Origin of the sequence: Mycobacterium sp., assembly GCF_052143115.1 — a bacterium.
Lineage (GTDB): Bacteria > Actinomycetota > Actinomycetes > Mycobacteriales > Mycobacteriaceae > Mycobacterium.
This window is the reverse complement of the sequence record NZ_JBKQTQ010000066.1, coordinates 77,391-101,641: the sequence shown is the minus strand read 5'-3', so window position 1 is coordinate 101,641 and position 24,251 is coordinate 77,391. Positions and strand designations below refer to the sequence as shown.

Sequence of the window (24,251 nt, the reverse complement as noted above, 5' to 3'; positions counted from 1 at the left end):
GCTGACCCGCTGATCTCGAATATCTCAGCTGAGACGAATTCGAGGATTCGTCGTGCGGTACGACTGCGGTGTGTGGTGTTGCTCACTCGTACTGGACCGCGCGATGGCTGCGCTTGTGCGATGGAGGGGGCCGACCTACGGCGAAAACGTTGCGCCGCTGTGGGGTTAGTCCTCGTGCTGAGCCAGGTCCTTCAGCTGCCGAATCAGTTCTTCTAACAACTCGCTGTCCACGTGGATGCGGATCACCACCGGCTCGGTGATGTTCTGCCCTTCGGCGGCCAGTAGCCGCGCGGGCATACTTTCAACAATCGCAACGTAGTCCTCGATGAAGTCCTCCATCCCGGCCAGCGGTTCGTCCACGAGGCGGGCGCAGGTGTCGAGTGCATTGATGAACCTGGCGGGGGCGGAGACGCCGCGAACACGTTGTGCCAGTTGCAAGTACCTGTCGTAGAAGTCCATGAGCCGAGTCGTGGCGTGGACGATGCCTTCGGGATCAGCGGCACTCTCGTCATCCTCAGTGCCGAAAACCGATTTGAAAGCGTCGGTCAGTATGAACCCGTTCATCTGGTGGCCGACCTGCTCGACGTCGTACATCATGTTCGCCGCCAACTCCTGCAACTCGCCGACGATACGAGCCGGCCGCCACCATCGCCGGGTTCGCCGTCACAAGCCCTGTCGCTGCACTTCCCGCCATGGCAGAGTTCCGCACCGCGATTGCTCACCTTCGCAATGTGCTGGGTGAGGCGACCTACGAATCGCTCGCCCGCGAAGGCGCGACGATGACCGTCGCAGCCATCGTGACGTACGCATACGACCAAATCGACGAGGCCCGAACAGAACTCGAACACCCCAGCTGAATGCCCCCTCAGGAGCGGAGGCGCTCGGCGGGGGGTAGGGGTGCAAAAGGCTGTCCGAGCGCCGTACCCGCACCCCAAGTGCAGTGCCCCGCTGGGCGCGCCGGGTGAGGGGCGACGGCCCCGGCTGATTTACCTCCGGCCGGGGCCGTTCGCTTACTCTCCGTGTTTAAAACGTACTTCGTAGTCAAAACGTACTTCGACGGTTCGCTACCAGCCGGGTGCACAAGCGCTTACCGCGGGCGAAATGTGTTGCGCCGTAACCTACTGCTACGGAGAAGCGACGGCGAAGAGGCACGCTCAGCGACTTCTGGCGGGAACTGTGCAGCGCGGCCAAGGTGAGGCAGATTCGGCTGCACGACGCACGGCACTCCTGCGCCAGCATCATGCATGCGCAGGCGGTACCGATCGCGGTCATCTCCGGCTGGCTTGGGCACGCCGATCCGGCGTTCACCATGCGGACCTATGTGCACGCGCAGAACGACGCGTTGAAGGCGGCTGCGGCCACTTTGCAGAAGGTTGTGACACGCTCGTGACACCAAGCCACCAGTCGAACACCCTTGCTGCGTGCAGTCAAGAGAGTTTATGCAGGTAGGAACGGGTGTGCAACGGAGCCTCCTGTCAGGATTGAACTGACGACCGCTCGCTTACAAGGCGAGTGCTCTACCACTGAGCTAAGGAGGCCGGCTTTAACCGGTGTCAGCCTAGCGGGGCGACGATGCGGGCCGGAACGGCCCGCTGAGGAGCCGCGCAATCCGACGGTTCACTCGACGTCGGGGCCGGAGCGCTCGTGGTCGATGACCCGCTGGGAACGCACGGTCCGCGGCGGAGTACGGCGTGACGGGCGGCGGCCGGGCAACGGAATCCGCTCGGCGATGCTGCTGAGCGGATTGACCACCATGGTCAGCGACATGACGGCATCCTGCAGGGCGGCGATGGCCGGTTCCAGCGCCTCCATCCCCGGTGCCAGGCGGCTGAGCGTGTCGGCGACGGCGGCGAGCTGCTCAAGCGGCCCGTTGCGGGCGGTCAGCTTGTCGATCAGACCGCCCTCGGCGAGTAGGCGATCGGCCAGCCCGTCTTCAGCGAGCAGCCGCTCGATCAGCCCGTCGTCGGCGACCAGCTGATCCGCCAGCCCACCGGGCTTCAGCGCGCGTTCCAGCCCACCACCCTCGGCGGTCAGCCGATCGAGCAGCCCGCCTTGCTGGGTCAGCATGTCGACCACCCCACCGGGACGCAGCAGCCGATCGATCGGCCCGTCGGTAGCAAGGGCGCGCCCAATCGGCGCGTCGTCGTCGAGCAACCGGGCCAGCTGGTTGGCCCGGGTGATGGCGTCGTCGATGCCCAGCATGTGCGCGACCGCATTCGACCCCGTCGCCGGGCCTGCCTCACCCAATGTTCGATGCGCCAGGCCAAGCGCCGACGTCGCAACGCCAAGGCCCGCGTCGGCGGCGGCGAGTCCGACTCGCACGGGCGCGGTGGCGATGCTCGCCAGGCTTTTGCCGAGGTTCATTCCCCGAGTGTATTCGCGCCGCTCGCAGCGGCCGGGGACTGTTCGCAGAGCAGTGAGCGCCAACTGACAGCAAGTCCACAGCATTTGTCGAGGCTGTGTTGACCTAAGTGCGAGGAAATAGACAGATGGCATCGGCAATAGCAACAGAAGCTACTCCGGAGGCACGGGTACTCGTCGTTGACGACGAAGACAACATCGTCGAACTTCTGTCGGTCAGCCTGAAGTTCCAGGGCTTCGAGGTGCACACCGCGAAGAACGGACCGGCGGCGCTGGATTTGGCTCGCGAGGTCAAGCCGGATGCGGTGATCCTCGACGTGATGATGCCTGGGATGGACGGCTTCGGAGTGCTGCGCCGGCTACGCGCCGACGGCATCGACGCGCCTGCGCTGTTCCTCACCGCCCGCGACTCGTTGCAGGACAAGATCGCCGGCCTGACCCTCGGCGGAGACGACTACGTCACGAAGCCGTTCAGCCTGGAAGAGGTCGTCGCTCGGTTGCGAGTCATCTTGCGGCGCACCGGCAAAGGTGTCACCGAGCCTCGCGCTGCCCGGCTGACGTTCGCCGACATCGAACTCGACGAGGACACCCACGAGGTGTGGAAGGCCGGCACGCCGGTGTCGCTGTCGCCCACCGAGTTCACGCTGCTGCGCTATTTCGTGATCAACGCCGGCACCGTGTTGAGCAAACCGAAAATCCTGGACCACGTCTGGCGCTACGACTTCGGCGGTGACGTCAACGTTGTCGAGTCCTACGTGTCGTATCTGCGCCGCAAGATCGACACCGGCGAGAAGCGGCTGCTGCACACCTTGCGCGGGGTGGGCTATGTGCTGCGGGAACCGCGATGAGACGCAGCGCGGCCGCGCCGTGAAACAGCGCAGCGTAGGCGCAGAATAACCAGATGCCGAGACACCATCGGGCCGCACTGCCGCTACGGGTCGGCTTGGTCGCCGCCACCCTGCTGCTGGCAGCATGCGGGCTGACAGCCTCCGGCATCGCCGTCACCTCGATCCTGCGACACAACCTGATCAAGCGGGTCGACCAGACGCTGCAAGAGGGGTCGCGCCGTAGCTGGGCGCAGGCGCCGCTTGGGACCTCCCCCGTGCGCCGCGGCCCGACCCTGGAGCGTCCGCCGTCGCACTTTTACCTGCGTACCATCTCCCCAGACGGGCGCACCTGGACGGTTGTCAACGACAGCAATGCGCAACCCGCATTGCCTGAAAACAACGATGTCGGCCCCAAACCGACAACGGTCGGATCGGTCGATAACTCCGGCGTGCAATGGCGGGCGGTGTCGGTGCGTGGGCCGGATGGTCGGTTGGTCACCGTTGCCTACGACCTTTCCGACGTTCGGGAGACGGTCCGGTCACTGGTCTGGTTGCAGCTCGGTATCGGTGCCGCAGTGTTGGTGGTCCTCGGGCTGGCGGAGTTTTGGTCGGTGCATCGAAGCCTGCGACCGTTGATGGAGGTCGAACAGACCGCCGCGGCGATCGCCGCCGGACAGCTGGATCGACGTGTCCCCGAACGTGATCCGCGAACTGAGGTCGGTCGGCTTTCCTCGGCACTCAACGGAATGCTCGCGCAGATTCAGCGGGCGTTGGCGTCCTCTGAATCCTCGGCGGAGAAGGCGCGTACCTCCGAAGAGCGGATGCGGCGCTTCATCACCGACGCCAGCCATGAACTGCGCACTCCATTGACCACCATCCGCGGCTTCGCGGAGTTGTATCGTCAGGGCGCCGCCCGCGACATGGAAATGGTGATGTCGCGAGTCGAGAGCGAATCGCGCCGGATGGGCCTGCTGGTCGACGATCTGCTGTTGCTGGCCCGGCTGGACGCGCAGCGACCGATCGAGCAGAACCGGGTGGACCTGCTGGCGCTAGCCAGTGATGCCGTGCACGACGCGCAGGCGATCGCGCCGAAACGCAACATCACCATGGAGGTGTTCGACGGTCCCGGCACCCCGGAGGTGCTCGGCGACGAGCCCCGACTACGTCAGGTGCTTGGCAATCTGGTGACCAACGCATTGCAGCACACACCGGAATCCGCTGACATCACCGTGCGGGTCGGGACCGAAGGCGACGACGCGATTGTGGAAGTCGTTGACGAAGGACCCGGCATGAGTCAGGAGGATGCGCTGCGTATCTTCGAACGGTTCTATCGCACCGACACGTCACGCGCGCGGATCAGCGGAGGCACCGGGCTGGGGCTGTCGATCGTCGACTCGTTGGTCCTCGCCCACGATGGCACCGTCACCGTGACCACGGCGCCCGGGCAGGGCTGCCGCTTCTACGTCAGCCTGCCGCGCATCGCCGACGTGCCGGCCCGCGTCGGTTCGGGCCGTGATGACGGTTTCGCGCGCCGGACGCGCAGAGCCGGGCAATCGAGCCGGACGGCTACCCGGACATAGAGTTATACGACGGCGAGCAACGTCCGCACCTGTGCACGATGAGAGCAGCCAAGGGCCGATTCGATGACGACTCAGAATCAAAACGACGATTCAGTCGAGGGCGATGACTCTGCGGTCGCGCTCGCTGCGTTGTATGCAGCTGAACGGACCGAGGTGCAAAACATTCTTGGGCACGCACTTAGCCTGTTAAGCGTCCTCATGGCCTACTCGACGTTCATCGGTGTTGCCTGGGCGGCGAGGGCCGCCTTGATCTTGGCCTGCGCCTCGTCCAGGGATGCCGGAGATGGATTGTTATCGACGTTGGCGAAGCCGAAATCGCTCAGGCTGCGGGTCGGGAAGACGTGCACGTGCAGGTGGGGAACCTCGAGCCCGGCGATGATCACCCCGGCACGCTGAGCGTCGAACGCCCGGCAGACGGCCTTACCGATCAGCTGCGCCACCGACATAACCCGGCCGAGCGCGGCCTTGTCGATGTCCTGCCATTGATCGATCTCTGCTCGCGGCACGACCAGCGTGTGTCCCTGCGTCATCGGCTGAATGGTCAAGAAAGCGACGACCTCGTCGTCCTCGTACACGAACCGGCCTGGCAGTTCTCGGTTGATGATCTTGGTGAAGACGGTAGTCATGAGCGCCGCTCCTCCTCATCGCTTCGTCCCCCGCAAGCGGGGCCCCACTGCATCGTCGCCGACGCGGGCCGTGCGCCTCAGCATATGAGTCCGGTCGCGCCGCCACCCTCGGCGGGGCATCTGGCGCACTTCGCTGTTGCGGATAGGCCGCAGGGACTATCGTCGAATGTTAGCTGGTGCAGATGCCGACGGGTTGGCAGCGGCGCTCCGCGGTCAACCCGCGCTGATATGCAGGGAGATGACATGTTAACTGTCACAACATTTCTCAGCAGTCCGGAGTCGGTGGGCGTTTGGAACGTGGTTCCCGAGCGATCCTCCATCCGGTTCGAGAACAAGACGATGTGGGGCGCGATGAAGGTCCGCGGCGATTTCACCGAATTCAGCGGCGGGGGGGAAATTCAGGACGCTCGAACGGTATCCGGCCGACTCGAGGTCAAGGCCGCCTCGGTGCACACCGGACTGGGAAAGCGCGACGAGGATCTGCGCTCACCGGACTTTTTCGATGTCGAGAAGTATCCGAACATCACCATCGTCGTCACCGGCGGCGAGGCCACCGGCGCGGATACCGTCCGCCTGCAGGCCGACCTCACCGCCAAGGGAATCACGGCGCCGCTGCCGCTGCAGACCACCGTCGAGGTGCTCGGTGGCGGCGAGGTGCGGCTGACAGCAGAGACGACGGTCGCACGCAAGCAGTTCGCCGTGGAAGGCAACATGTTCGGCATGGTGGGCGCCAAGACGACGCTGAAGGCAGACCTCGTGTTCCATCACGAGACCGGGTAGGCCCCAAACGAGCGGACTAGGCGGCCCCACTGTCGATCAGCGCGGAGACCTCCGCCACCGACCACGGTGGTGAGTCATGGTGGTCTCGGTAGCCGATCACCGCAGGGGTGGTTCGCGGGTACCGTCCTATGAAACCGCCTGACGCAACAAAGATTTCGCCGGTCAGCCGCTCAGCGAGATCACTGGCCAGATAGACATAGGTGGGAGCGACGTAGTCCGGTCCGGCTACGTCCAGCGATCCTTGCAACGAGACGTCGTCAAGCAGCCCCCGCCGGTTCAGCTCAGTGACGTGCGCGACGTAGTCCGGCCCGGTGGACAACCGCGTTCTGGCACCGGGGCACACCACATTGGCGCGCACGCCATGCTCTTTCAGTTCGGCGGCGATCGCCAGCGTCAGGCTGTTGACCGCACCCTTGCCGGCCGGGTACCCGGTGCCGCCGTAGTCACCCAGAAACGCGAACGAGCTGGTGTTGACGATGCTGCCGGCGCCTTGGTCGACCATCTTCGGGGCGGCTGCGCGGCAGGTCGCGAATACCGTGCCCAGGTGCGCCTCGATCAGCTCATCGAACTGGGCGGGGGTGATGTCGAGTATGGACGATCCCGGCGGTTCGGCGATGCCGGCACAGTTCAAGAGGATGTGGATGGCGCCGAACTCGTCAATGCACCTGTTCACCAAAGATTCGGCGGCCCGGTCATTTGATGGTGACCCGGCATGGGCCACCGCGCGTCCGCCGGCGGCGGTGATCCCTTCGGCGGTGGCTCGGGCAGCGTCTGCGTCGCGGCCGTTGACCACCACACCGGCACCGTGCCGCGCCAGCAAGGTCGCGACGGCCGCGCCGATGCCCCGCGATCCGCCGACCACGACGGCGCCGCGGTCGGCTAGCAGCGAGCTCACTCCTCGGTGCCGAATGTCATCATGTCGAGGTTCCAGTAGCCGCGCATATTCGTGATCAGCCCGGCCTCGTTGACGCGGTAAGTGAACACGCCGCGCACCTTGCTGGTGATTCCGTTGTCAAACTTGCTGCGCAGCACCAGGATATGCGCGATCTCGTTGGGGTCGCTGGACGGAAATGTCTCCTCGCAGGTGATTCTGAGCTGGTTGGCGGCGATGTTGGCGTCATAGAACCCGGCGACCCCGTCCTTGCCCCGCACGCCGGTGCCTTCGGGGTTGGTGACGGACTTGCCGATCGGGTCCTCGACGACGACGTCGTCGGCCATCAATGCCAGCCAGCCTTCCCGGTCATGGGCCTGCACGCAACGCCATGACGACTGCGAGGCAGTCAATGCGGGGGACTGCTGAACGGTTTCCTGGGACATGTTTACTCCAATCGTTATATGGCGCAGGCGGCACGGGCGCCGTCCTCGGTGGCTTTGCGAATCAGGCCCAGACCGGTGCAATCGCCGGCGGCGTGCACCTCGGTGTCGGGCATAGCGGACACCAGTGTGTCGAACATCGCGGTGTCAGGTTCGGGCGCGCCGGCCACCACGACGGTGTCGGCGGGCAGGTGAGATGGTTTCCCTCCGGCGGGAGTAAACACCACAGCATCTTCGGTGATGCGCTCGACGGCTGCTCTGACGTGGACGGTGACGCCGAGGCGATCCAGGCGGTCCATGTGCTCGGTTCGGCGCTTGTTGCCGACCTCCGGGGCAATTTGCTTGCCAGACTCCAGGATCGACACCAGCCGTCCCCGGCGTGCGAGGAATTCGGCGAGTTCGACCGCGACCAGGTCACCGCCGATGACGGCGACGCGCCGACCGACCGGGATCCATGCGCGCGAGGCCAGCCGAACCGCGGCGGGGCGCACCAACCGCTGTCGCCATCCAGACAATGCCTGCGCGCACAGCCGTTGCCACGCCGGAGCCGCCGGTTCCGCACGGCCGCCGAGCAGCTCACGCAGCGCAGGTCCGGTGCGCACATGCGAAAGCCGGTCGCCCGGGATCGTCGGGACGGCGACGCGGCCACCGGTGGCCACCACCACCGCGTCCGGCGCAAGGGTGATAACCTCGCGAGCTGAAATAGCCTGACCCAATTCAACTCTCGCGCCACTGGCCCTGATCTCGCCGCGCAGGTAATGCAGGAACGGCTCATTCTCCGGATGCAGGATGGATGCCCAGCGCAGCGCGCCGCCCAGCTGTGCGCCGCGCTCGAACAGCGTTACCCGATGTCCACGCTCCGACGCGACCCGGGCCGCCTCCAAACCGGCCGGCCCGCCACCGATCACCACCACACTTTTGCTTCGCACCGGGCGCTTGGTCGCCAGTTCGCGCTCCTTGCCGGTGCGCGGATTGACCGCACAATCCACCGAGAACCGCAGTTCCATAGCGTCGATGCAGTTTTCACAGGAGATGCATTTGCGGACCCGGTGTGCCTGGCCGGACCGCAGTTTGCGGGGCAGGTCGGGATCGGCGAGCAGGGGACGGCCCATCGCGATGAAATCGGCGCGGCCGTCGGCCAGGATCCGCTCGGCCCGCTGCGGGTCGTGGATGCGCCCGACGGCGATCACCGGCACGTCGACGACCTCTTTGACCGCGGCCGCAGCGCCGACATTGAGTTGGTCACCGTCGTCGGAGCCGTTCACCATCCCGGTGACCAGTCTGTCGATCACCCCGCCGCTGACGTGGAAAGCGTCCACCCCGGCTGCCGCCAGTTCTGGCGCCACTTGCGCGGTCTCGTATATCGGCCGGCCCCCGGCGACGCGTTCGTACCCGGAAATCCGCAGCGTGATCGGCAGAGCGTCGCCGATCTCGGAGCGAATCGCCGCCAGCGTTTCCAGCACTACCCGGACGCGGCCCCGCACCGAATCGCCTCGATAGTCGTCGGTACGCCGGTTACGTTGCGGGGCAAGGAAAGAGCCGAGCAGCATGTATCCGTGTGCGGCATGTAACTCGATGCCGTCGTAGCCGGCCTCGGCGGCGCGGCGCACCGCCGCCTTGAACAGGTCGAGCACCTCGGTGAGCTGCTGCACGCTGATCTCAGCTGACGGCCGGCCGGTCAGGTACGACGGAATCACCGACGGACCTAGCGACGTCACCCCGTGCATCTCCGGGCCCAGGCCGTCGGGCCCGGCGTGGACGATCTGCGGCTGAATCTTGGCGCCGTGCTGATGAACCGTGTCCACCAGTGCCCGGTGGGCGTCCACCGCCTCGTCGGTGCCGAGGTGCAAGCCCCCGGGGGTTTCCGGATGCTGGTGGTCAATCCCGGTGGCGCCAACCGTGATCAGGCCTACACCGCCGCGGGCACGCGCGGCGAAATAGTCCCGAGTGCGCGCTGACGGCAGCCCGTCGGGCGTGCCGTACATCGTCTCCATTGGTGACATCACCAGCCTGTTGCGCACCGTCATACCGCCGATTCGACCCGGCCGCAACAGATGCGGGAAGCTGGTCACCCAAGACCGCGCCTTTTACCGGTCGGCGTCGGTGTAGCGGATGACGCCGCGAATGTTCTTGCCCTCCAGCATGTCCTGGTAGCCGTCGTTGATCTGCTCCAGCTTGTACTGACGGGTGATCATGTCGTCGAGGTTGAGCTTTCCGGCCTTGTACATCGACAACAGTTGCGGGATGTCGTACTGGGGGTTGCCGCCGCCGAAGATGGTGCCCTGCAGGTTCTTTTGCATCAGGGTCAGCATCCCCAGGTTCAGGGTGACGTTGTTGTCCATTAGGCTGCCGATCGCGGTCAGCACGCAGGTGCCGCCTTTGGCGGTTATGATCATGTAGTTCTCGACGTCGGCACCCTGGAGTTCGCCGACGGTAACGACCACTTTGTGGGCCATCAGGCCGTAGGTCACTTCCATGATTCCGCCCATCGCGGCAAAGACGTCGGGGTAGACGTGCGTGGCGCCGAACTTAAGGGCCTGGTCGCGCTTCCATTCGACCGGGTCGATCGCGAAAATGTAGCGGGCGCCGGCGTTGACCGCGCCCTGCAGCGCGGCCATGCCCACGCCGCCGATGCCGACAATGGCGACGTCCTGGCCCGGTCGGATGTCGGCGGTGCGGACCGCCGAACCGTAGCCGGTGGTCACGCCGCAACCCACCAGGGCGGCCACTTCGAACGGCACCGACGGATCGATCTTCACCACCGAGCTGCGGTGCACGACCATGTACGGCGAGAAGGTGCCCAGCAGTGTCATCGGAAAGACGTTTTGGCCCCGGGCCTGTATCCGGAATGTGCCGTCGCTTACCGCTACGCCGTTGAGCAGCCCGGCGCCCAAGTCGCACAGGTTGCGCATGCCCGACTGACAGGTCGGACAACTGCCGCAGGACGGGATAAAGGACAGCACCACGTGGTCGCCCTCGGCCAGGTCCTCGACTCCTGGACCCACCTCAGTGACGATGCCGGCGCCCTCGTGGCCGCCGAGAACCGGGAAGCCGCCCATCGGGATGCCACCAGTCACCAGGTGGTGGTCGGAATGGCACATCCCGGCCGCTTCCATCTGGATTTTGACTTCGTGCTTCTTCGGGTCGCCGATCTCAATTTCCTCGACCGACCAAGGCTGGTTGAACTCCCAGAGCAGCGCGCCCTTTGTTTTCATAGAAGACCTCCATCAGCATGCCCTGACCCGTGTCTCGGTGAAAGGGACCGGCCTGGGCCGGACGGCAATTTAGAACGTGTTCTCATTCGCAGCCCATTATGACGTGCGTCACTGTGCTGTAAACAAGGGGGGACCGTCAACCATGGCGTGCGATCACCAGATGGGTACTGGAGCCTGTCCCAGCGGGTAGTAGCCGGGCAGCTTCTCGCCGGCCAGGCTGCGTTCGATCCGGTTCTGCATGCCGGTGCTCAGATCGCCGGACTCGATGAGGGCCGCGAACATCTTCGCGACATGACCGAAGTCGAAGAAATCGCGTTGCCACTCGATGAGTTTGTCGGCGTTGAGCCGGAACCAGCTACCGCCGATGCCGTAGATCTCGTCCTGGCTGCCGTCGGTCTTGTTGACGATCTGTTTCCAGAAGCCGACGATCTCGCCCTGCTTGTCGTCGATAAGCACCTTCTGGTACTCGTACACCCAGTTCTCCAGGCCTTCCATCTCCAAGCCCAGCGCGACATCGCGGATCTCGTCGACGCCGACGCACATCACGTCTTCCTTCGGGCCGATGTTCCAGCCGTAGGTGGCCTCGGCAGCATAGAAGTCTGCCAACGGCTTCCAGTCGCCCGCCTTTTCGCAGTCCTTATTGGCCTGCAGCCAGGACTGCACCCACTCTTCGAGCTCTGCACGCGTGAATGACGCCTTGGATGACTTGGATGGCATCGGACTCAGTCTTCTTTCTGTTTGATGAATAGCGCTTGGGTTGGACACATTTCAACCGCCCGGTCAATCTCCTCGCGGGCATCGTCTGGCGGCTCGGCATCGATGATCTCGACCTTGCCCCGCTTGGGTACTCGAAAGTAGTCGGGCGCCTCCAACTCGCACATCGCATGGCCCTGACACAAGTCCAAGTCGGCTTCGACCCGGTATCCCATGATCAGCTCCCGTTGCGGCGGCGGTAGCGCACCTTGGCGGGCCGGGCCAGCTGCACCACCATCTTGGAGTGATCGTTGCGGTAGCTGTCGGCGGGCTGCGCCATCTCAAACGCGTACTCCCGCAATAGAACCGAGAAGATCGCTTTGATCTGCATGGTGGCGAACGCCGCCCCGACGCAGCGGTGCCGCCCAGCCCCGAACGGAATCCAGGTCCACCGATTGACGATGTCGGCCTGCTCGGGCTTGTTGTAGCGGTCCGGGTTGAATGCTTCGGGGTCGGGAAAGTCCTCCGGAATCCGGTTCGAGATGGCCGGGGAAGCAGCGACGTAATCGCCGTCATGGATCGGAAAGCCCTCGACCTCGAATTCGCCCTTGGCGACCCGCATCAGGATGATCAGTGGCGGATGCAGGCGAAGAGTCTCCTTGACCACGTTGTCCAGCTTCGGAATCTGGCGCAACGCATGGAAACTCACCTCCCGGCCATCGGCGTAGAGCTCCTCGAGCTCGGCAAGCACCTCGGCGTAGACCTCGGGATGGCGGATCAGCTCGATCAACGTCCACGCTGAGGTTCCGGAGCTGGTGTGGTGTCCGGCGAACATCAGCGAGATGAACATCCCGGTGACCTCGTCGGCGGAGAACCGGGGATTGCCCTCCTCGTCCTTGATCGACACCAGCACGTCGAGCATGTCGCGGTCGGCTTTGTCCTTGGGTGGATTGGCGACGCGGTGATTCATGATTTCCTGCACCAGTGCCACCAGGTCTTTGCGGGCTTGGTCGCGGCGCTGGAAGCTTTCGATCGGCAGGTAGGCGTCGACGTAGCACAACGGGTCGGTGCCGCGCTCCAACTCGTGGTAGTAGTGCGCGAACCGGGAGTCCAACTGGTTGCGGAACTTCAGCCCGATCAGGCACGCGGTCGAGGTATAGATGGTCAACTCGGCAAAGAAGTCGAGCAGGTCGACCTCGCCTTCATCGCCCCAATCGGCGATCATCCGCTTGACTTCGCCCTCGATGGTGGCTGCGTGGCCCTTCATCTGCTCGCCCCGCAGCGCCGAGTTGTGCAGCATCTCCTTGCGGCGCTCCGGGCTGGCGTCGAAGACCACGCCCTTGCCGAAGATCGGTGTCATGAACGGATACGCTTCGGCCTGGTCGAGATCCTCGTCGGCAGAACGGAAGAAGAACTCGTTGGCGCGTGAGCCCGATAGCAGGATGACGTGTTTGTCCGCCAACTGGAACCAGCCTACGTCGCCACACTCGTCGCGCGTGCGCTGCATCAAGCCGATCGGATCGGTTCGGAATTCTTCGAGATGACCGTGCTCCTCTTCGCCGCCGGAAACCCGCGGCACGATGGCGGTTGTCACTGTCCTGGCATCTCCTCTTCACCCAGTGCGAGTTTTTGGCGTTGTTTGTTGTCAGCCAAGGGCGCTTCGGGCTGAATTTCCATGTTGACTACGAAACCGCCCCTGGGTGTTTCGGCGACGAACGCGATCGCCCGGGCGAGGTCGCCGGCCCGGAGGAAGTAGTCGTGGCGGGCCTGACCCCACTTGGCCCAGTCCTCCAGCGCCGGGCCGATCGACTCGGCGGGCAGGCTCCACCCCATCGCGGTCTTCGTCGGGCCGGGGTGCACGATCGAAGCGCGAACGCCGCTGCCCTCCAGTTCCATCTGCAGATTGGTCACCATCGCGACCAGCGCGGCCTTTGCGGCGCCGTAGGCGCCCATGTGCGGGCGTTGGCGCAGCGCGACGTCGGAGCCCACGAAAATCAGGTCGCCGCGTTGACGCTCGACCATGCCCGGAAGCACCGCGGTGGCCAACCGGTTGGCCCCGATCAGATGGATCTGGATCTGCGATTCGAAAGTCTCGGTGTCGATTTCGTGCAGCCGCCCGAAATACGTGTCGCCGGCGCCGGTGACCAGAACCTCGATGTCGCCGAGCTGCTCGGTGGCCTGGTGCACGAAGCCTTTGACCGACTCGGCGTCGGTGACGTCGAGGGGCAGGGCGATCGCCTCGCCACCGTCGGCGCGGATCGTCTCGACGATCTCCTGGCACTTCTCGACGCGCCGCGCGCCCAACGCCACCGGGAATCCGTGGGCGGCCATCTCGACGGCGGTGGCCGCCCCGATACCCGACGATGCGCCGGCAACGATTGCGGGCCTACGGGCCGGATGTGGTTCGAAGCGTGGCATTTACGAGACCTCCACGGCCATGGGCAGGTGGGCGAACCCGCGGACATTGCTGGAATGGACGCGGACGGCGTTGGCCTCGTCGACCTGATATCCGCGGATTCGCTTGGACAATTCGGTGAGCGCTACCCGGGCCTCCATCCTGGCCAGGTGGGCGCCCAGGCAGAAGTGTGCGCCGCTGCCGAAACTCAGCAACTTGGAACCGATGTCGCGCCCGATGACATAGTCGTCGGGATCGTCGAACACCCGCTCGTCGCGGTGTCCCGAGCCGGGCAGCAGCAGTAGCACATCACCTTCGGGGATCGTGGTGTCGTAGAGCGTGAGCTCTCCGGACACGGTGCGGGCCAGGATCTGGCTGGACGTGTCATAGCGCAGGGTTTCCTCGACCCACAGTGGCACCCGCGACAGGTCCTGGTAGACCGGAGTCAGTTGATCGGGATTCTTGTGACCCCAAAAGGCAGCATTGGCAAGAAGTTTGGTTGTGGTCTCGTTGCCCGCGATGACCATCAGGAACATGAACCCGAGGATTTCCTCATCGGTGAGCCGGTCACCGTCGATTTCGGCTTCCAGCAACGCCGAGGTCAGGTCGTCGGTCGGCTTCTTGCGACGCTCGGCGATCATCTGCTGGTAGTAGACGATGAGGTTGATCGACGCCTCGATCGCCGACGCCGGCACGTCGTTGACCCCGTCCTCGCGGTGCATCACGCCATCGGCCATGGCGCGGATGCGGTCGCGATCGGGTTCCGGCACACCCATCAGTTCGGAGATGACGTCCATGGGCAGTTTGCCGGCGAATTCCGCGACATAGTCGACAATTTCGCCGGAACCCGCCTTCTCCAGCATGGCGTCGAGGTGTTGCACGGCCAGCTCGGTGACTCTGGGCTCGAGCTCCCGGATCCGCCGCGGCGTGAAACCCTTCGATACCAGCGTGCGCAGCCGCAGATGGGCGGGATCGTCCATCGCCAAAAACGACATCGTCTTCGACGCATGCGGTCCGCGCGACACCGGGTCCAATGAGACGCCGTCGCGGTTGGACAGTGTAGTGCTGTTGCGAAATCCCTGATGTACGTCGCGATGTCGCGACAACGCCCAGAACCCGAGTTCTTCATTGCGGTAGAGCGGGGCCTCGTCGCGCAGCCGCCGGTAGTACGGGTAGGGATCCTCGTGGAAGTCGTAGTCATAAGGGTCCAGGAGGGGCTTGTCGATCTGAAGGGTCATCGGTTTTCCCTGGTTGTCAGAATGAGGCCGACCGCGTAGCCGAGGTGGTCGGCGATTTGGTGATAGGTGTAGGCCCCGCTGGCGGCGTTGACCAGGGCGCCGAAGAACGCCATCTCGAGTACGGACACGGTCCGGGTGTCGGCGTTGGGCCCGATTGCTGACGTGATGCGGCGATGGATTTCCGCGCCGATCCGGTCGCGCACGGTCCGTACCGCCGGGTCTCCGGCGCCACCGAGCAGCGCCGCCGTGCACGCCGCGGCAACTTCGGGTTCGTCGGCCACAACCAGTGCCAGGTGACGCAAGGCCTTGTCCACCCGAGTCGGCATGGGTTCGTTGACGTCGGTGAAGTAGGGGACCCGTCGCACCAGATCCAGATAGACCTCGGCGATCAGGTGGTTCTTCGACGAGAAGTAGGTGTAAGCGGTCGCCGGGGCCACCTTGGCGCGGGCGGCCACGGCGCGAACCGTCAGGTCGGCGTAGGACTTCTCCCGCAGGACCTCGACGCCGGCCGCGAGCACCTTACGGAACGTCTCTTCCTGGCGACGGTTGCGCGGCACTTCCCCGGCCGGACTGCCGGCCCCGGGAGTGATCGCGACCACTGGATCGCTGGACACTTGTCCAAGTTATCTGATACTTGCAATGCGAGGCAAGCCCGATCAACAAAATAGCAGGAACGAGGCCGTATGAGAGCCTGTGGAGAGACCCGCCCTTGCACTTCGACGGGCCCGACGGCTATTGTTCGACTGGACTATTCCGGACAGGTGTCCACCGCTACGAGGCGCGGAGGGGAAGATGGCATTGCTGGCCGACGGGGTAAGCGCCCTGCTCATCGACGGCAAGCTGACCAGCGGCAGCGGGGGCACCTTTGCCACGATCAACCCGGCCACCGAGGAAGTCCTCGGTGTCGCGGCCGATGCCGACGCCGAGGACATGGGCCGTGCCATCGAGGCGGCGCGGCGGGCCTTCGACGAGACGGACTGGTCACGTAACACTGAACTGCGGGTGCGGTGTGTACGCCAGCTGCGCGAGGCGATGCAGCAGCACCTCGAAGAGTTGCGAGACTTGACCATCGCCGAAGTCGGCGCGCCGCGGATGCTTACCGCAATAGCTCAGCTCGAAGTGCCCGTCAACGATCTGGCTTTCGCGGCAGATACGGCCGAATCGTACGAATACAACCAGGATCTTGGCGAGGCCTCGCCGATGGGCATCCCTACCCGGCGCACGATCGTCCGTGAGGCCGTCGGCGTTGTCGGGGCCATCACCCCGTGGAACTTCCCCCACCAGATCAATCTCGCCAAGATCGGGCCCGCGCTGGCCGCGGGCAACACCGTGGCCTTGAAGCCCGCCCCCGACACACCCTGGTGCGCTGCGGTGCTCGGGGAGCTCATCACCGAGCACACCGATTTTCCGCCGGGGGTGATCAACATTGTCACCTCGAGCGATCATGGCGTAGGCGCGTTGTTGGCCAAGGACCCTCGGGTGGACATGGTGTCGTTCACCGGGTCGACGGCCACCGGCCGCAGCGTGATGGCCGACGGGGCCGCCACCATCAAGAAAGTGTTCTTGGAGCTCGGCGGCAAGTCGGCGTTCATCGTGCTTGACGACGCCGACTTGGCCGGTGCGGTTGGCGTGGCGGGATTCTCGGTGTGCATGCACGCCGGGCAGGGATGTGCGATCACGACCCGGTTGGTGGTGCCACGGGCTCGGTATGACGAGGCTGTCTCCATTGCGGCCGCAACGATGGGGGGAATCAAGGCCGGCGACCCGACCGACCCCGGAACCATTTGCGGGCCATTGATTTCGGCTCGACAGCGCGATCGGGTGCAGGACTACCTCGACTCGGCGATCGTTGAGGGCGGGACGTTCGCGTGCGGAGGAGGCCGGCCGGCCGGCCGTGACGTCGGTTTCTTCATCGAGCCCACGGTGATCGCGGGGCTGGGCAACGACGCCCGCTGCGCCCGCGAGGAAATCTTCGGCCCGGTCCTGACGGTGATTCCGCACGACGGCGACGATGACGCCGTTCGCATTGCCAACGACTCGCTGTACGGCTTGTCTGGCACCGTATTTGGCACCGACCCAGATAGGGCGGCGCGGATTGCCGCGCGGGTACGGGCGGGCACGATCAATGTCAACGGCGGCGTCTGGTACTCAGCCGACGCGCCATTCGGGGGTTACAAGCAGTCCGGGAACGGTCGCGAGATGGGGCTGGCCGGTTTCGAGGAGTACTTGGAAACCAAAACCATTGCGACAGTGGCCAACTAGAGGAGCTCAAGAGCGTGAGATTCGAAAACAAGGTCGCCATTGTCACCGGATCCGGTGGTGGTATCGGCCAGGCGTACGCCGAGGCATTGGCCCGGGAAGGCGCGGCGGTCGTGGTGGCCGACATCAATGTCGAGGCAGCCGAAGGGGTGGCCAAGCAGATCGTCGCCGACGGCGGCACCGCCATCAGCATTCCCGTCGACGTGTCCGACCCCGCCTCGGCCAAGGCCATGGCCGACCGCACGCTGTCCGAGTTCGGCGGCATCGACTACCTGGTGAACAACGCCGCGATATTCGGCGGCATGAAGCTGGACTTCCTGGTCACCGTCGACCCGGAGTACTACAAGAAGTTCATGAGCGTCAACCTCGATGGCGCGCTGTGGTGCACCCGCGCGGTGTACAAGAAGATGGCCAAGCGCGGCGGCGGCGCGATCGTCAACCAGTCATCCACCGCGGCGTGGCTGTACTCGAACTTCTACGGCTTGGCCAAGGTCGGCCTCAACGGCTTGACCCAACAGCTGTCCCGCGAGCTGGGCGGCCAGAACATCCGGATCAACGCGATCGCGCCCGGACCCATCGATACCGAGGCGAATCGGACCACCACGCCCAAGGAGATTGTCGACCACATCGTCAAAGGTCTTCCGCTGTCCAGGATCGGAACCCCCGAGGATCTGGTCGGCATGTGCCTGTTCCTATTGTCCGATGAGGCATCCTGGATCACCGGGCAGATCTTCAACGTCGACGGCGGGCAGGTAATTCGATCGTGACTCAAGACGTGAAGCTCGGGTATGTCGGTCTGGGTAATATGGGCACACCGATGGCCAAGAAGATGGTCGAATGGCCTGGCGGTCTAACGATTTACGACATTCGACCCGAGGCGATGACCCCGTTGGCCGAGCGAGGCGCCCTGCTGGCCGACAGCCTCGCCGACGTGGCTGCCGCTGACATCATCAGCGTCACCGTGCTGAACGACGCGCAGGTGCGGGACGTTGTCGGCGAACTGGCGTCACACGCTAAGCCCGGCACGGTCATTGCGATCCACTCGACGATCAGCGATACCACCGCGGTTGAGCTGGCCAGCGCGCTGAAAGAACAAGATATTCACGTGATCGACGCTCCGGTCAGCGGCGGCGGGCGTGCCGCTCGGTTCGGTCAACTGGCGACCATGGTTGGCGCCAGCGACGAAATCTTTGCCCGTGTCGAGGGGCCTTTCTCGCATTGGGCGGAGTTGGTGGTGCACGCGGGCCCACCCGGCGCAGGGACCCGGATGAAGCTGGCCCGCAACATGCTCACTTTCACAACGTGGGCCGCAGTAGGTGAGGCGTGGAAGCTGGCCGACGCCGTCGGGCTGAACCTGCAAGACCTCGGCAACGTGGTGCGCCACACCGACAAGCTGACCGGTGGCGCGGGATCGATCATGTACCGCGACGATGCCAAAGACCTTGAGCCGGGCCACTTTCTCTACGACGGATTCACCCATACCCGGGAACTCGGGGAAAAGGATCTGAGCCTCGCGCTGGCGTTGGCCGAGTCGGTTTCGGTCGATTTGCCTCTGGCTAAGCTGGCCATCGAGCGGTTGGCGCCGGGCCTTGGAGTACCGCACACACGGAAAGAGACGTAATGGACGAGCTTCGCCGCAAGGGCCTCGAGAAAATGAACGAGGTCTACGCGTGGGAAATGCCCGATGTGCCCGGCGAGTTCTTCTCCCTGACGGTTGAGCACCTCTTCGGCAGAATCTGGACACGGCCGGGTCTGTCGATGCGCGACCGGCGGATGATGCTGCTCGCGGTGCTGACAACGCTCAACCAGGACGAGTTGCTGGAAGTACAGGTCAACGCCATTCTGCAAAACGGGGAATTGACCCGCGAAGAGCTACGGGAGATAGCGATCTTCCTCACGCACTACGTGGGCTTCCCGCTGGGATCGAAGCTCGACGGCGTCATCAAACGGGTGTGGGCCAAACGTAAGAAGGCCGCCGCCGAGGGCACCGGCGAAGACAAAAAGGCCAATGTCAACCAGGCGGTGAAGATGCACGTCGGTGAGACGCTCGACTAGTCCACTAGAGTGACCTCTCGTGCGCGTTCTGGTGATCGGTTCCGGTGCCCGCGAACATGCCTTGCTGTTGGCGCTGCGCGACGATCCCCAGGTCGAAGCGCTCGCCATCGCACCCGGCAACGCCGGAACCGCGTTAATAGCCGACCAACACCAGGTCGACATCACCTCCGGCGATGACGTCGTCGCGTTGGCCCGCCAGGTCCGTGTCGACCTGGTGGTCATCGGACCCGAAGTCCCGCTGGTACTCGGAGTGGCCGATGCCGTGCGCGACGCCGGTATCGCCTGCTTCGGGCCCAGCAAGGCAGCGGCGCAGATCGAAGGTTCCAAAGCCTTCGCCAAAGATGTGATGGCGGCGGCCGGCGTCCGCACCGCGTCGAGCGAGATCGTCGACAGCCCGGCGCGTTTGGACGCAGCGCTGGACCGATTCGGACCGGCCGCCGGCGACCAGGCCTGGGTGGTCAAAGACGATCGGCTGGCCGCCGGGAAGGGTGTGTTGGTCACGCAGAGTCGCGACGCCGCGCGTGCTCATGCCGCGGGCCTGCTCGAGTCTGGGCACCCGGTGCTGTTGGAGTCCTATCTTGACGGTCCCGAAGTGTCGCTGTTCTGCGTCGTCGACGGCCAGACTGTCGTGCCACTGCTGGCCGCACAGGACTTCAAGCGGGTCGGCGACGGTGACACCGGCCCCAACACCGGCGGCATGGGCGCCTATGCGCCGGTACCGTGGCTGACCTCAGACGTCTACCAGACGATGGTCAGCGATATCGTGGAACCCGTTGCGGCAGAGCTGGTCCGACGCGGCAGCCCATTTTCCGGGTTGCTCTACGCGGGTCTGGCGGTTACGTCCAACGGGCCTGCGGTGATCGAATTCAACTGTCGGTTCGGCGATCCGGAAACACAGTCGGTGCTCGCGTTGCTCGATTCACCGCTGGGCCAGTTGCTTTATGCGACGGCCACGGGCGAGCTGGCTAGTTTCGGTGAGCTGCAATGGCGCGACGGTACGGCAGTGACGGTGGTGCTGGCGGCGGAAAACTATCCGAGTCGGCCGCGGGTGGGTGATGTGGTGGTGGGATCGGAGGCCGACGGAGTTTTGCATGCCGGAACGGCCCGTCGCGATGACGGTGCGGTCGTGTCGTCCGGCGGCCGAGTGCTCTCTGTGGTCGGCACTGGCGCAGGCCTGTCCGAGGCGCGTTCTGCCGCCTACGACATCATCAGGTCAATCCGACTGCCCGGCAGTCACTTTCGCGCTGATATAGGGTTAGCGGCCGCAAGCAGGCAAGGTGCGCGTCTAGTCGGGGGCGAGGCCGCTGCGGATGTGTTCGCGGCGGAAACCAAGCCCCATTGTCCGGCCCAATAGCCGTTTGACCGGCGCGGAATGGGTCAACAAACGCAATATCCACAACGGGGGATCGGTCTTGCTCAATCGGGCGAGATTCGCTGTCTGCGCACGCTGCAGAAATTGGGCCACCTTTGTCGGGGTCTGCCGGCGTTTCTGGACGGCACGCAGATGATCGTCAACTACCCGGCCGTTCTGCAGCGGCCCGGCAAGTGAGTTGGCGGCGGCCACCGCGTCAGCGATGGCGTAGTTGACGCCGATCCCGCCGACCGGGGACATCGCATGCGCGGCGTCGCCGATACACAACAACCCGGGTAGCCACCACTGGCGCAACCGGTTGGCCCGCACCGACAGCAGCTTGACCTGGTCCCAATCGGTCAGCGCCTCAAGGCTCCTCGCCAGGAAGGGGGCGGCCGCAGCCACTCTGGACCGGAACGTCGGCAGTCCGTCAGCCTTCACCGTTTCGAAGCCGCCCTTGTCGATGATCGTCCCGCACTGCCAGTAATCACCGCGATTGATCGCGACGACGATCTGGCCCGCGCCGAGGTATCCAAGAGTTTCGGGCGCAGAGTCAGCACGCGGAAGCCGGAACCACAGCACATCAATGGGCATCGGAAACTCCGTGACCGGCAGTCCAGACTGTTCCCGGAGGACCGACCATCGTCCGTCGCATGCGACCGTCACGTCAGCATGAATTTCGAGCGGGCCGCTCGCGCTTTGCGCGGTGACGCCGACGACCCGACCGTCATCCCAGAGCAGCCCGGTTACTTCGGTGTTCATCTCGAGACGGAAGGCGGGGTACCGCTTGGCCTTGTCCACCAGAAAGTTCAGGAAATCCCACTGCGGCATGAAGACGACGTACTTGCAGGCGGTTGGCAGGTGACGGAAATCGACGAGGTCGAACGTCTGACCTTTGAATCCGATACCCAACTGGTTCATCGTCTGGTGCGGTACATCGCGCAAGAACTCGTCGAGTATTCCGAGCTCATGCATCAGCTCTGTCGTCGACGGGTGCACCGTGTCCCCGCGGAAGTCGCGGAGAAAGTTGCCGTGCTTTTCCACCAGGATGGTCTGCACACCCGACCGAGCAAGCAGATAGGCCAGCATCATCCCGGCTGGGCCGCCACCGACCACCAGACATGTGGTCTTCCATTTAGTCATTAGTCATCCCACCGTGCTTCGCACGTCGTAACGCGGCGATCCAGTTCTTCACTGCGCGAGCGTCGGCGCGATATAGCGTGCCGGCCGGTACGCCCAGATACCGTTCGATCGCTTCGATGTGCGCGCCATGGGTAGCCACCATCTCCTTGACGTTGGGGGCAACCGAGGATTGGCCGACGGCTGTCAGCAGGTGCTGAGCCATCGCGTCCTGAAGTGCTTGCACGAGGGCGACGATGATCGCGCCGGCCTGCTCGGGGTAGGAGGTGGCGAACCGATGCTCGTCGACACCCTGGCGGACGATCACGCTCAGCAGCGGTGCCAATCGTTTCGCTGTGGCGCGATCCACCAACATCCGGAAGGCGAGATTGTCGGGCGCGTACCAGACCGGCAGCATTGCCACCATGAGATTCTGCCGCGCGGACTTCCAGCGGATGATCTCGCCGAAGAAGAGTTGCAGCTTCTCGGCCGCTCCTAACTCGGGGTCCTCGGCGATCCGCGCAAGGGCACGTTCGGAATCGTCGACCAGCCGTTCAGTGAGGGCTTCGACAACCGCCGGTTTGGAATCGAAGTAGTGGTAGAAGGCGCCCTTGGAGATCTGCAGGTCCTCGAGGATGTCTTGAATAGTCAGGCGCTCATAGCCATTGGACAGAATCAGCCGCTGTGCGGCGTCCAGAATCGCATCGCGTCGCGCGGCCTGCTCGACAACGTTGACGGTCCGGGCCATCTATGCTCCTCATTAGTAAACCGGCGGTCGGTTTATTAAATGATTCTGACTGACCCGATGGATCGGGTCAAGGTCTAGAACGCCGCGGCTTGTCCGTCGCGACGGGGGTCGCTCACTGCAAGGTATCCGTCGTCGAGCCGCCAGATCGCTTGGCAGCTGCCGAACTGGTTGTAGTCGTCCGTGGTGACCAACTCGTGGCCTCGCCGCAATAGCTCGTCGAGCGTTGACGGCGGAAAGCCCTTCTCGCAGCAGACTTGCAGGCCCTGCACCCAGCGGAAGCGCGGGCCGTCACATGCCGCCTGGGGGTTCTGGCCGTGGTCGACGATGCGCGTCACCACCTGCACGTGACCTTGGGGCTGCATCGGGCCGCCCATCACCCCGAAGCTCATCACCGGTGCGCCGTCCTGACTAAGAAAGCCCGGGATGATGGTGTGGTACGGGCGCTTGTTCGGGCCCACTTGGTTCGGATGTCCCTGTGCTACAGTGAAATCCGCCCCGCGGTTTTGTAGCGAGATCCCAGTGCCTGGTACCACTATGCCGGAGCCGAACCCCATGTAGTTCGACTGGATCATCGACACCATCACCCCCGAGGCATCGGCGGCGGTGAGATAGACGGTGCCGCCGCGCGGTGTCCCTGCGGACGCCGATTTCGCCTGAGCCTGATCGATCAGCTTCGCCCGCTGCCGCAGGTACTCCTGGTCCAGGAGGTGCTCCGGGTGCACCGGCATGTGCTCGACGTCGGCCACGTAGGCCTGTGCGTCGGCGAAAGCAAGCTTCACCGCTTCGATTTGCAGATGCACGCTGTCGGCGGAATCCGCTGCGAACGAGCTCATGTCGAACTGCTCGAGTATTCCGAGAGCGATCAGCGCGACGATGCCCTGGCCGTTGGGTGGTATCTCGTGGAGGGTGTACCCACGGTAGGCGCCGTTGATCGTCCCTACCCAGTCGGCACGATGCGCGGCGAGGTCGCTGGCGCGCATTACACCGCCGTTCGCCGTCGCGTGGGCCTCAAGCTTCGCCGCCAGTTCTCCGCGATAGAACGCCTCGCCGTTAGTCGCCGCGATCGTCGTCAGCGTGGCCGCGTGGTCGGGAAGGGTGACCAATTCGCCGGGCTTCGGCGCCCGACCGCCGGGCATGAACGCCTCGGCGAACCCCGGCTGGGATTCGAACAGCGGGACCATAGCGGCCCACTGGTCCGCGATCGTCGGGGAGACCAGAAAGCCGTTGCGGCCATACGAGATCGCGGGCTCGAAGAGCCGCTCGAACGGCAGCTTGCCGAACTCGGCATGCAGTTCGACCCACGCCGACACCGCACCCGGCACGGTCACCGAATTCCAGCCATGCGCGGGAACAGCCTTGCCGCCGAAGTACTCTGGCGTCCACGCCGCAGGCGAACGCCCCGAGGCATTCAGCCCGTGCAGCTGTCGGCCATCCCAGACGATAGCGAAGGCGTCCGAGCCGATGCCGTTAGAGACCGGTTCCACCACCGTGAGGGTGATCGCGGTGGCGATGGCGGCATCGACCGCGCTGCCGCCGTCGGCGAGCATCCGAAGACCCGCCTGGGCGGCCAGCGGTTGCGATGTGCAGACAACGTTGCTGGCCAGGACGGGCTTTCGCGGCCAGGCGTAGGGCAGGGCCCAATCGAAAGGTTGCACCGGCACCTCCTGCCGCACGGGTGCGAGATTCCAGT

General features: G+C 64.6%; 24 protein-coding genes, 1 tRNA gene and 2 pseudogenes. 10 read left to right on the top strand and 17 right to left on the bottom strand.

Annotated elements, in window-relative coordinates:
* Positions 1–165: 165 nt before the first annotated feature.
* Positions 166–618, bottom strand: coding sequence for a hypothetical protein (locus tag ACLQI9_RS07700; RefSeq protein WP_442378101.1), 453 nt, complete (start codon positions 616–618; stop codon positions 166–168).
* 74 nt (positions 619–692) lie between these two features.
* On the opposite strand from ACLQI9_RS07700, the gene ACLQI9_RS07695 reads away from it, so the two are divergent.
* Both ACLQI9_RS07695 and ACLQI9_RS07690 read left to right on the top strand, forming a co-directional pair.
* Positions 693–857, top strand: coding sequence for a hypothetical protein (locus ACLQI9_RS07695; RefSeq protein ID WP_442378100.1), 165 nt, complete (start codon positions 693–695; stop codon positions 855–857).
* 287 nt (positions 858–1,144) lie between these two features.
* A pseudogene (locus ACLQI9_RS07690) lies at positions 1,145–1,390 on the top strand (tyrosine-type recombinase/integrase); the annotation flags it as partial.
* A 76-nt stretch (positions 1,391–1,466) separates the two neighbouring features.
* On the opposite strand, the gene ACLQI9_RS07685 reads toward ACLQI9_RS07690, so the two are convergent.
* Positions 1,467–1,538 (bottom strand) — tRNA-Thr (locus tag ACLQI9_RS07685).
* Positions 1,539–1,617: 79 nt separating this feature from the next.
* Entirely contained in the window at positions 1,618–2,364 is a 747-nt protein-coding gene (locus ACLQI9_RS07680) for a hypothetical protein (RefSeq protein ID WP_442378099.1), read from the bottom strand.
* A 125-nt stretch (positions 2,365–2,489) separates the two neighbouring features.
* Between ACLQI9_RS07680 and ACLQI9_RS07675 the strand changes: the two genes are divergently transcribed.
* On the top strand, positions 2,490–3,209 hold the full coding sequence (locus ACLQI9_RS07675) for a response regulator transcription factor (RefSeq protein WP_442378098.1): 720 nt from the start codon (positions 2,490–2,492) through the stop codon (positions 3,207–3,209).
* 53 nt (positions 3,210–3,262) lie between these two features.
* Positions 3,263–4,768 (top strand): sensor histidine kinase, encoded by a 1,506-nt coding sequence (locus tag ACLQI9_RS07670; RefSeq protein WP_442378097.1) that lies wholly within the window; start codon positions 3,263–3,265, stop codon positions 4,766–4,768.
* A gap of 203 nt (positions 4,769–4,971) precedes the next feature.
* Here ACLQI9_RS07670 and ACLQI9_RS07665 read toward each other — a convergent pair whose 3' ends face one another.
* Positions 4,972–5,394, bottom strand: a complete 423-nt coding sequence (locus ACLQI9_RS07665) for an HIT family protein (protein WP_442378096.1) — start codon at positions 5,392–5,394, stop codon at positions 4,972–4,974.
* Between the two features lie 243 nt (positions 5,395–5,637).
* Between ACLQI9_RS07665 and ACLQI9_RS07660 the strand changes: the two genes are divergently transcribed.
* A complete protein-coding gene (locus ACLQI9_RS07660; protein WP_442378095.1) occupies positions 5,638–6,174 on the top strand; it encodes a YceI family protein in 537 nt (178 codons plus the stop codon).
* Between the two features lie 16 nt (positions 6,175–6,190).
* Here ACLQI9_RS07660 and ACLQI9_RS07655 read toward each other — a convergent pair whose 3' ends face one another.
* The 10 genes from ACLQI9_RS07655 to ACLQI9_RS07610 all read right to left on the bottom strand — a co-directional run bounded on the left by ACLQI9_RS07655 (position 6,191) and on the right by ACLQI9_RS07610 (position 15,643).
* Complete coding sequence (locus ACLQI9_RS07655; RefSeq protein ID WP_442378094.1) at positions 6,191–7,069, bottom strand: SDR family NAD(P)-dependent oxidoreductase; 879 nt, start codon at positions 7,067–7,069, stop codon at positions 6,191–6,193.
* Positions 7,066–7,491: a nuclear transport factor 2 family protein gene (locus tag ACLQI9_RS07650; RefSeq protein ID WP_442378093.1), complete on the bottom strand. Its 426-nt coding sequence runs from the start codon at positions 7,489–7,491 to the stop codon at positions 7,066–7,068. The genes ACLQI9_RS07655 and ACLQI9_RS07650 overlap by 4 nt, the downstream gene beginning before the upstream one ends.
* A 14-nt stretch (positions 7,492–7,505) precedes the next feature.
* Entirely contained in the window at positions 7,506–9,560 is a 2,055-nt protein-coding gene (locus tag ACLQI9_RS07645) for an oxidoreductase (RefSeq protein ID WP_442378092.1), read from the bottom strand.
* Between the two features lie 15 nt (positions 9,561–9,575).
* On the bottom strand, positions 9,576–10,703 hold the full coding sequence (locus ACLQI9_RS07640) for an NDMA-dependent alcohol dehydrogenase (protein ID WP_442378091.1): 1,128 nt from the start codon (positions 10,701–10,703) through the stop codon (positions 9,576–9,578).
* Positions 10,704–10,856: 153 nt separating this feature from the next.
* On the bottom strand, positions 10,857–11,420 hold the full coding sequence (locus tag ACLQI9_RS07635; protein ID WP_442378090.1) for a nuclear transport factor 2 family protein: 564 nt from the start codon (positions 11,418–11,420) through the stop codon (positions 10,857–10,859).
* Positions 11,421–11,425: 5 nt separating this feature from the next.
* A complete protein-coding gene (locus ACLQI9_RS07630) occupies positions 11,426–11,632 on the bottom strand; it encodes a ferredoxin (RefSeq protein ID WP_442378089.1) in 207 nt (68 codons plus the stop codon).
* Between the two features lie 2 nt (positions 11,633–11,634).
* Positions 11,635–12,990 (bottom strand): cytochrome P450, encoded by a 1,356-nt coding sequence (locus ACLQI9_RS07625; RefSeq protein WP_442378088.1) that lies wholly within the window; start codon positions 12,988–12,990, stop codon positions 11,635–11,637.
* Positions 12,987–13,814 carry an SDR family oxidoreductase gene (locus ACLQI9_RS07620; protein ID WP_442378087.1) on the bottom strand — a complete coding sequence of 276 codons (828 nt, stop codon included), beginning with the start codon at positions 13,812–13,814 and terminating at the stop codon, positions 12,987–12,989. The genes ACLQI9_RS07625 and ACLQI9_RS07620 overlap by 4 nt, the downstream gene beginning before the upstream one ends.
* Positions 13,815–15,029 (bottom strand): cytochrome P450, encoded by a 1,215-nt coding sequence (locus ACLQI9_RS07615; protein ID WP_442378086.1) that lies wholly within the window; start codon positions 15,027–15,029, stop codon positions 13,815–13,817.
* Positions 15,026–15,643 (bottom strand): TetR/AcrR family transcriptional regulator, encoded by a 618-nt coding sequence (locus ACLQI9_RS07610; protein WP_442378085.1) that lies wholly within the window; start codon positions 15,641–15,643, stop codon positions 15,026–15,028. Before ACLQI9_RS07610 ends, ACLQI9_RS07615 begins: the two co-directional genes overlap by 4 nt.
* A gap of 178 nt (positions 15,644–15,821) precedes the next feature.
* Between ACLQI9_RS07610 and ACLQI9_RS07605 the strand changes: the two genes are divergently transcribed.
* From ACLQI9_RS07605 to purD, 5 genes and pseudogenes are all read left to right on the top strand, one after another.
* Entirely contained in the window at positions 15,822–17,291 is a 1,470-nt protein-coding gene (locus ACLQI9_RS07605) for an aldehyde dehydrogenase (RefSeq protein WP_442391415.1), read from the top strand.
* Positions 17,292–17,305: 14 nt separating this feature from the next.
* A complete protein-coding gene (locus ACLQI9_RS07600; protein ID WP_442377027.1) occupies positions 17,306–18,055 on the top strand; it encodes an SDR family oxidoreductase in 750 nt (249 codons plus the stop codon).
* The gene (locus tag ACLQI9_RS07595) at positions 18,052–18,909 is read left to right on the top strand and encodes an NAD(P)-dependent oxidoreductase (protein WP_442377029.1); all 858 of its coding nucleotides are present in this window, start codon (positions 18,052–18,054) and stop codon (positions 18,907–18,909) included. Before ACLQI9_RS07600 ends, ACLQI9_RS07595 begins: the two co-directional genes overlap by 4 nt.
* A complete protein-coding gene (locus ACLQI9_RS07590; protein WP_442377031.1) occupies positions 18,909–19,343 on the top strand; it encodes a carboxymuconolactone decarboxylase family protein in 435 nt (144 codons plus the stop codon). Before ACLQI9_RS07595 ends, ACLQI9_RS07590 begins: the two co-directional genes overlap by 1 nt.
* Before the next feature lie 19 nt (positions 19,344–19,362).
* Positions 19,363–20,610 (top strand): annotated as a pseudogene (gene purD / locus ACLQI9_RS07585) (phosphoribosylamine--glycine ligase); the annotation flags it as partial.
* An 18-nt stretch (positions 20,611–20,628) separates the two neighbouring features.
* On the opposite strand, the gene ACLQI9_RS07580 reads toward purD, so the two are convergent.
* The 3 genes from ACLQI9_RS07580 to ACLQI9_RS07570 form a co-directional block, all read right to left on the bottom strand.
* The gene (locus ACLQI9_RS07580) at positions 20,629–21,837 is read right to left on the bottom strand and encodes an FAD-dependent oxidoreductase (protein ID WP_442377033.1); all 1,209 of its coding nucleotides are present in this window, start codon (positions 21,835–21,837) and stop codon (positions 20,629–20,631) included.
* Positions 21,830–22,561, bottom strand: coding sequence for a TetR/AcrR family transcriptional regulator (locus ACLQI9_RS07575; protein WP_442377035.1), 732 nt, complete (start codon positions 22,559–22,561; stop codon positions 21,830–21,832). The genes ACLQI9_RS07580 and ACLQI9_RS07575 overlap by 8 nt, the downstream gene beginning before the upstream one ends.
* A 74-nt stretch (positions 22,562–22,635) precedes the next feature.
* Entirely contained in the window at positions 22,636–24,216 is a 1,581-nt protein-coding gene (locus ACLQI9_RS07570) for a gamma-glutamyltransferase family protein (RefSeq protein WP_442377037.1), read from the bottom strand.
* Between the last annotated feature and the right edge of the window lie 35 nt (positions 24,217–24,251).